Source organism: Psychrobacter sp. PP-21 (genome assembly GCF_033790785.1).
Taxonomy (GTDB): domain Bacteria; phylum Pseudomonadota; class Gammaproteobacteria; order Pseudomonadales; family Moraxellaceae; genus Psychrobacter.
Genome location: NZ_JAMYEB010000080.1, coordinates 1 through 460 on the forward strand (window position 1 = coordinate 1; position 460 = coordinate 460).

General features: G+C 62.0%; 1 pseudogene. It reads right to left on the bottom strand.

The annotated features are described in order from the left end of the window. Positions 1-460: pseudogene (locus tag NJD71_RS13650) on the bottom strand (hypothetical protein); the annotation flags it as partial.

A 460-nucleotide genomic window follows, 5' to 3' on the forward strand; every position in this document is an offset into this window, starting at 1 on the left:
CTTCTTGTCCGGCTTGACCGCCGTGCTGATGATGCGCGCCTCGCTGATCGGGAAGCTCTGATTTTGCGTCGCGTTCTGGAGCTTTTCGAGGAAGTTGTTGTAGAGGTTGCGATAGGTGTCGGCCGCGCTCTCGAGGTCGCGCAGCTTGACCTGCGCCTGGCTGGTGCTGCCGGCCTGGGTCACAAGATTCTTCAGATTTTCCTCGAGCGCCGTCTCGCGGCTCTTGGCGATCTCGTACTCGCTGCGATAGGCGTCCGCGATACGGCGCACTTCGTCGGCGATCGCCTTGCGCAGCTCTTCCATGCGGTTGGCGAGGTTGATGGCCGCCTGGTGGGTCTTGCCGTAACGGCTCGACCAGTCGGCATATTGCGCGGCGAGGTCGAGATATTGTGCACGCAGGCGCGTGATCACGGTGTTGTTGAGCGCATCCGTCACCGTCGGCTGGACGAGATCCTTGTCG